Raw genomic sequence first — 7,715 nt, forward strand, 5'->3', positions numbered from 1 at the left:
CTGATGGCTATGCACTCCCGGAAGGCATGGGCGGCCCTGATCGCGATCCTGGCCCTGGCCCTGGTGCTCCGCACCGTCGGCCTGCGCCGCCTCGTGTACACCAACCCGGACGAGGCCCTCTGGTCGTACTTCATCGTCACCGGAGCCCAGTTGTCCTGGCTGTCACCCCACCCGTCCACCAATGCCCTCGCCCACATCCTGAGCTGGGACTACGGCTACCCGCTGTTCGTGGTGGATGATCTGTACGTCCGGGCGCTACAGGCGGTCGGCTTCCCGGTCAACGAGGCGACGCTGCCCCTGCCGCTGGCAGTGTTCGGCACGCTCAACTGCCTGCTGGTCTTCCTGATCGCCAGCCGCGTCGGACTGTGCCGCGTCGGACTGTGCCGCGTGGGGGCGCGTGTCCCCACGCGCCCATGCGGGCGTGAGGACACGCCCGCCCACGCGACCCTCCCCGCTCACGCGACGTGCGCTGCCCTTGTCGCCGCTACGCTCATGGCCGTCATGCCCCTGGCCGTCGGGCGCTCGCGCTCCATCGGCGGCGCGGAGGCCTGCAGCGGCTTCCTGCTGCTCCTGGCGATGCTCCAACTGATGCGCCATATGGAGCGACCCCACGACCGCCGCCGGCAATGGCTCGCCGGGCTGTGTGTGGGGCTCTACCTGTGCGGGGATGTGCAGTTCGTGCTCGGCGGGGCGGTGCTGCTCGGGCTGCTGGCGCTGTGGCCGGTGGGGTCGCGGTCGGTGACCGCTCCCACGCCCGAGGCGGAGGGGGAGGCCGCGGCAGAGCCCGCCGGGGAGCGACCGGTGGACGTCGGCTGGCGTGAGCGGCTGCGCCTGCTCTGGCGGCCCGGGGTGCTCCTGCCGCCACTCGTTCTGTTCGCTCCCTATGTGCCGGCCTGGCTGTATGCCATCCACCTGGGCTATCGCAACCAGACCTACCTCGGCACCGTCCTGGCCGAGCACAAGGCCGACTGGGGCTTTCACCTGCTGCCCTTCGGCCGCGATCTGGCCCAGAACCTGGGGGTCTTCCCGTTCCTGGCCCTCCCGGTGCTGCTGTGGTACTTCGCGCGCCACTGGCGCCGCCCCCAGCAATGGCTCCTGCTGTGGATCGGCGTGACTGCGCTCCCGTTCATCTTCGCCATCACGAGCACCGTGACAGAGGCCTCCGGCTACCACGAGCACCTGGCGGCCGCGCTGGCCATCGCGCTGGGCCTGGCGCTGAGCGCCCTGTCGAGGCCGTTGGAGGGGCCGGCTATCAGCCGGCCCGTCGTGGGCTGCTCGAAAGGCGCGGGCCGGCTAGTAGCCGGCCCCTCCAACGGCACCGCCCGCGGCCTGGCGGCTGCCATGCGGGCCGTCACCGCGCTGGTAATTGTGGCGACGTTGCTGGTCACGCTCGGGGGGGTGTTCCGGGTGACGCCGCTGGTGCCGCTGTGGCCGGCGACGAAGATCCCCTACGGGGGCCTCGTGCCCAATAGCGGCATGAAGGCGGCAGGCTGGTGGGTGCGGCAGAGCCTGCCGCCCGACGCGCCGGTCTTCGCGGCCCACGACCCGGCCGTGGCCTACTGGTACATGGGGCGGGAGTGCGTGACGGGCGGCCTCGTCCCCACCCCCCAGCGCAAGCAGGCCCTGCTGGCGAACGCCCCCCGACTGGCGGCCGCGGTCATTCCAGGGCAATTCGCCGCCTACCCGCCGGACTTCATGCGGCAGCTTGGCTTCACGGGCCGCATCTGCGTACTGGAGGGTGGCGTGGAGCGGCTCAACATCTACACCCGCACCGGCACCCAGGTCACGCTCACGACCGAGGCCACCGATCCGCTCTACAACGCGGCCATCCGCACTCCCCTCGCCATCATCCCCCCCGGCTGGCCCTACGCCCCCGGCAAGCCAGTGAACGCTGGGCCGTAGGTGTCCTGTAGGGCGGGGGCTTGTACCCCGCCCCCTGTGGCACTCACTGAACGGATGGGCGGGGTACAAGCCCCCGCCCTACACAGGACCGTCCGCCTACAGCCCCACCAGCACCCTCCCCGGGTCCGTGGACAGGAACGGCGGGAGCTTCGGGTCCAGGAAGACCCGCAGGTCTTCACAGGCCCCCGTCGCCGCGGCGCCGACCTTCAGCGACCAGACCTTGCCGTCCATGCCCGGCTGGACCTTCACGGTCACCGCCGTCTGGCCGGTCTGGATGGTGTCACCTGTGCCCGCCACCGTGCCGTCCGGGGCGAAGACCTGCAGCTTGCCCGTCTCGCCGGGGGCGTCGGTCTCGAGGCGGAGGGTGAACTCCGCCATGCCGGCCGGGACGCTGAAGTACAGCGTGGGCTGCCCGCCCAGGAACGAGAATTCGCGCCCTGCAGCGGCCATGCCCCTGAGCGGCGAGATGATGCGGGCCGCGTTCGAGCCGGACACGGCGATCACTGTATACACGCCCGGTGCGGCGTCCCGGAGGTCCACCTTGCCCGACTCCTCCAGGTTGGCCTCGCCCTGCGCGACGGTCTTGCCGGCTTCGTCCAGCACCACATAGGCGACCGGGTTAGTGTAACGGCCCAGCCGGCGCAGTTGCACTTCGGCGCTGAGCTTCTCACCAGGCGAGACGACCAGCGCCGCGACCTGCTGTGTGCGGATGACCGGGGACACCGCCAGCGCCTTCTCCCCCACCTTCGCGTCCGGCAAGGCCAGCCGCACCTTGCCCACCAGGCGCTTCTCGGGCTCCTTGATCGGCGCGGCCTTCGCTCGGGACATAAAGTTGTGCTTGAACATGACTGTATCGAGCGTGAACTGCTGGTTCTGCTCCACGCCGGCCACGAGGGCCTCGATCTCGTCGCGCGTGGCCTTGACCGGCCGCAGGCTGTACTGGTGCAGCAGCGAGGTGAACTTCAGGAAGTCCTGCGTCATTCTGATGCGCCGACGCTGCCTGTCGGTGGCGGCGAGAGGCGCGATCTTGTCCAACTCCCCCGCCAGTAGGCCATAGTCCTCGTCCCCCAGCAGGGGGCTGCGGTTGCCGCGCTCGCGGCACTTCTTCACGATCCCCTGGAAGAACGCCCGCATGCCGGGGCCGGCCGGGCCGTACATGCCACTGTAGTAGTCGGCCAGGATCGGCTCCAGCGGCTGGCGGGAGTTCCACATGAGCTTGGCGGCCAGGTAGAAGTTGATGGCCGCCGAGCCACATTCCGGCTCGGCCTCGGCGCTGGCGCCGATGAACCCCCGCTTGACGAGCAGGGGGAGGTCGTCCGCGAGGCTGTAGCCGGCGCAGACGCGCGCCATGCCGTCCTCCTCGCCCACCAGCGACACCCAGTACTCGCGGATCATCATCTTCTGCGCGACCTTGTCCCAGCCGTCCATGATCCCCATGAACTTCGCGTTGTTGGGGCACGAGGGGTCGGCCATGGCGTGGATGTTGCAGCCCACGTAGCCATAGTGCGCCAACGCAGTCAGGACATTCGGCTCGGCCTTCACGTCGGTGGGCGGCTCGACGGTCCCGGCGTACGCATACCAGGCCAGGACCTTGCCGGGGTGCTTCCTGGCGATCTCCCGCGCGACGGCGTTGACGAACAGCAGCGTGCGGCGGGCCTTGTACTGGTTGCGCTGGTCGCGCTGCTCGGGCGGGTCCTGGGCCTTGCAGGCGTCGCACTGGCACCAGCCGTAGCCGTCGTTGGGCGACAGCGAGAAGCTCGCGGCCTCGGGGTGTTCGGTGAAGTGCCTGTCCGCGGCGGCGACGGCCAGGGCGATGACCTCGGGGTTGCTCGTGCAGGGCTGCCAGGCCTCCTGCTCACCCGGCACATGGCGCTCGGCTCCCCACAGCGGGAAGTACTCCGGGTGGGTCTTGCCATGCTGCGCCGGGGGGACGACGCGGGCCAGGTTGTGCCCGGCGCTGAAGCCTACCCCGCCCATCCGGTTGCGCTTCTGCCACAGGCGATAGCCGCCGATCTGCCATTGGGGCCGTCCGCCGTACGCATACCACATGTTGCGGTCAATCATGTCGGGGTTCTGGACCTCGCTCAGGGCCGGGAAGGAGACCGTGGGCTTGTTCGGGATCTCCTCGCCCAGGTCGCCGGGGAAGAACCAGCGACAGCCGAGGCGCTGAAGCACCTCGTACGCGCCGAAGACCAGCGCGGTGGGCTTCCGGGCGGTGATGACGAGGCGGCCCTTGCCGTCGCAGAACAGCACGAAGCCGTCGTCCCTGACCTGGGCAGCGAGGGCCATGGCCTCGCGTGAGCCTGCGACCGCGGGCAGGTCGGAGGCGGAGGCCACGATGACGAGGCCGCCGGAGGGCGCCTCCGGCATCTCGGCGGCGAGCGTGAAGGCTCCGCCGCTCATCTTGCCCAGGAAGGTCTGCACGGCCTGGCCGGCTTCCAGGGCCTCGGGCGCCTGACCGACCACGACGATGGTGGCCTCAGGCTTGCCCTCGCGGGCGAGCGAGAGGTCCGCAGAGGCGATGGTTACCGTCAGCAGGGCGGCAGCCAGGATGAGTGTGGTGCGCATAGGTCCACCTCGAGGCTTGGTCTGTGACATCATCGTCAGGGCCTGCGGCCAACCGTCCCGCGGACGGGACGGCACCATCCCCGGCCCCGACCCAGGAGTGTTCCCGACTTACCGTTCCCGCCTTACCGTTCCCGCCGTCATCCTTCCCAATACGACTGCAACTCCAGGAAGTTGCACAGGATCTCCTGGCCCGATGTGGCGCCCTCGGCGCCGTCGCTGATCACGACCGTCGCCGTGGGGCCTGTCGCACGGAAGGTGATGTTGTGCATGTTCAGGCCGGCCGGGTTCTTGGCGTTGAAAGGACCCACAGTGTGCGAGTAGCAGCTCTTGAAGGGGTACTGGAAGGTGTGGGCCGGGACGAGTTCCGCGCCCTGCACTTCCACCCGCACCGGCAACACCGCCGACCGCGAGAGGCCCTTCTGCAGGTCTGTGTAGTCGGCGCTGATCATCTTGAGCGAGTACATGCGGCCCGGCTTCAGGCCCCGCGCCGTCTGCACGACACGGTTGGTCTGCCCCTCGACGCGCTTGAGCAGCAGGAAGTTGTCGCCCCGATGGGTCATGGGATAGCGCCCCTCCAGGAAGCTCAGGCCCGCCATGCTCCCGGTCGTGATGGCGCCGGGGGCAGCGGGATGTGCTTCCCAGCCGTCCAGGCCACGGTCGAAGTCCGGGTTCTGCAGGTGTGTCAGTTCGTAGGTGTCAGTGAGACGGTCGCCACGCCCCTCGATGCAGTAGTGGCGGTAGAGCTTGCCGGTCCAGCGGATGATCTCCTCCTCGGAGTAGGCCGACAGGTACGAAGTGACGCCGTACAGCCCAAACAGCGCCGGATCGTTCGCCAGGACGTTCATCTGCAGGTCCATGAAGGCTTTGTAGTCCACCGCGGGGTCAATGTTGCAGCCCTCGGGCGGAGTGGAGATGAGGAAGCCCGTGACGATGAGCAACCGCGGCACAATGCCGGGCTGGGCCTTCGCCCATTCCTGAACGGTCGCGACCAGCGGGCCCTGGATGGCCGCCCGGGCGTCCACTTCCGTGTGCTCCTCGGGCAGGTAGCGCTCCAGCGCGCAGGCCCACCCGGCGTCGAGACAGGTCTGCGCAAACTCGCGGCTGGCCTGGGCCGGGTAGAGTGGCCCGCAGTAGGGGTAGAAGACCTTGCTCTTGAAGCGCGGATCGTCGCGCAGGCGCTTGAGGGCGGCGTGCCAGGACTGCCAGACGGGCTGGTCGCCGGCGCCGAACTCGTCCACGATCATGCCGTCCAGCAGGGCCTCGTCTACCCGGCCGTTCTTCTCCCACGCGGCGAAGACCTCATCGGCCGTGGGGACCTCGGGCTTACCCAGACCCGGCAGTGGTGTCTCGACGATCCAGCGCTTGCCCTGGCGCTTCCACTCGCCCCAGCGCTCGCGCTCCGTGTCGGCCCCGCGGCTGACTGCCAGGTTGATATTCGGCAGGATATGTTTCTGCAGGAACTCCCAGTCCGTCGGCCCGTAGGGCTTCAGTTGTGGGCCGCAGTCCACGCGGCAGTAGCCGATCTCGGGGATCGAGCGCACGACCACGCGGGCGGCCTTGCCTCCGCCCAGGCAGCGGATCACCAAGTCGTGCGGGCCCTTCCCGAGCCGCCGCATGGCCTCTGAGGGCGTCGCCGTCGCGCAGTCGTGGGTGAACAGCTTTGCGGTGTCACCGGCGTCGGGCACCGTAGCCTCGACCGAGCCGCCCTTCCCCGCTCCGGCCACCTGGACGTACACCCACCCCTCACGCGGGTTGGTGAAGCGAATCCGTGTGTCCTTGCTGATGTTGCTGACGTTGCGCAGCTCGCTGACGAAGTTGTTGAGCACCTTGATGTTGGGGTCGGTGGTGGCCCACGACGGGGGCTTCGGCCAGTTCACCGTCACACTTGCCGGGAGGCCAAGGGCGCCCTTCGCGGTGACGGCGACGGCTGTGAGCGTGTAGGCGCCCGGCTTGAGGCTCTCGGCCTTCAGGACGGCGGTGGTCCGGGCGTAGCTCTCCATACCGGGGAGGCGCTGCTGGACCACCGGGCTTCGGCCACCGGCCGGGGTGAGGGCCAGTTGCAGGGCGGTGCCCGCCGGAACCTCGCCCAGGCCGCGCAGGTCGAGACGGGCGATGATCTGCCGGGCGGCATACGCGGCGACGGCGGTCATCTCGACCCGGTGGGTCAAGTTGGTGGTGAGGTAGGCGTGATGCACCTCCTCGGCCGACAACGCCCGGTCGTAGACCTGGACCTCGTCAATCAGCCCGCAGAACGTCTTGCCCTTCGTCCACTGGGTGGAGCCCTTGCTGGTGCCCAGGAAGAAGCTCTCGGTCGCGGGGATCTTCCCCGCCTTGCCCTGCACCGAGCCGGCTAGCTCGCCATCTACGTACAGGCGCATCAGGCCGTCGCCGTACGTACCGACCACGTGGTGCCACGCCCCGGGCGTGACGGGGGCCTTGACGTTGACCTCGCTGTTCCCGGTGTACCACCAGACCTTCCCATCAGTGTAGTAGGTCAGGCCGTAGTTGTGGTAGGCCTTGCCGGCAATCCCGGGCTCACCCACGGCCGGGATCTTCTCCGGGCGTACCCAGACGGCCAGGGAAATGGCCTGTTCGGGCGCCAGGGCCGGGGCGGGCGGGCACTCCACGAAGTCGTCCACCCCGTCGAAGCTCAGGCACCAGCCGTCACCGTTCTTGACCCACGCGGCCCCGTGGATCGTCGCCGTCAGGCCCACGACGGTGTCCCTGGTGGTGGTGCCAGAACCCTCATCGCACTTGAAGTCCGCCAGCAGGCCCTGTTGGGCCAGACACGGCAGGGCCAGGATCAGGGGAAGCACGACAGCCAGCACGAGCCGACAGACGCGCATCGTGGTGTCCTCCTTGGGGCGTGCTGGCATGGCTTTCGCCGCCGGCGGCGGGCGCTCCTGCGCCCACTAGGGGGGCGCAGCTATTGACAACCGGCGGGTGGGGCTGGCAAAATGTTAGGATTGCGGTTCAGGAAACCGTCAAGAAGGCCGGGGGAGCTCGAACTTCCGGCCACGGCGTTTGTCTAAGAAGCAGAGATGAAGAAGATGAATACGCTCAAGCGTGCGACCGTCGCGGTCGCATGCACAGTGATGATATGCCTTCTGGCTTGGCTGCCGGTGCTGGTCTACGGAGCCACGCCGCGGCCTGCTGCCCCCGCCCGGCCCGACACCGGAGCGGCGACGGCGGCGGTCCCGTCCAATCCCCTCGTGGAAGCCCTCCCGCAGGCCTGGGGCAACCCC

General features: G+C 69.1%; 3 protein-coding genes and 1 pseudogene. 2 read left to right on the forward strand and 2 right to left on the reverse strand.

What is annotated here, in order from left to right; all coding sequences use genetic code 11:
- The first annotated feature begins 3 nt into the window (after positions 1-3).
- Entirely contained in the window at positions 4-1,902 is a 1,899-nt protein-coding gene (locus LLH23_20675; GenBank protein ID MCE5240886.1) for a hypothetical protein, read from the forward strand.
- 1,119 nt (positions 1,903-3,021) lie between these two features.
- On the opposite strand, the pseudogene LLH23_20680 reads toward LLH23_20675, so the two are convergent.
- A pseudogene (locus LLH23_20680) lies at positions 3,022-4,470 on the reverse strand (DUF4838 domain-containing protein).
- Positions 4,471-4,607: 137 nt separating this feature from the next.
- Positions 4,608-7,346 (reverse strand): LamG domain-containing protein, encoded by a 2,739-nt coding sequence (locus LLH23_20685; GenBank protein MCE5240887.1) that lies wholly within the window; start codon positions 7,344-7,346, stop codon positions 4,608-4,610.
- Positions 7,347-7,511: 165 nt separating this feature from the next.
- Here LLH23_20685 and LLH23_20690 point away from each other — a divergent pair.
- Positions 7,512-7,715: hypothetical protein (locus tag LLH23_20690; protein MCE5240888.1), on the forward strand; the 204-nt coding region annotated here is incomplete at its 3' end.

It is taken from the genome of bacterium (assembly GCA_021372615.1).
In the GTDB taxonomy this organism is placed as follows: Bacteria; Armatimonadota; Zipacnadia; order Zipacnadales; family UBA11051; genus JAJFUB01.

Coding starts and splice junctions, on each gene's coding strand:
- LLH23_20675 (MCE5240886.1), top strand. CDS start 4: ATGGCTATGCACTCCCGGAAGGCATGGGCGGCCCTGATCGCGATCCTG.
- LLH23_20685 (MCE5240887.1), bottom strand. CDS start 7,346: ATGCCAGCACGCCCCAAGGAGGACACCACGATGCGCGTCTGTCGGCTC.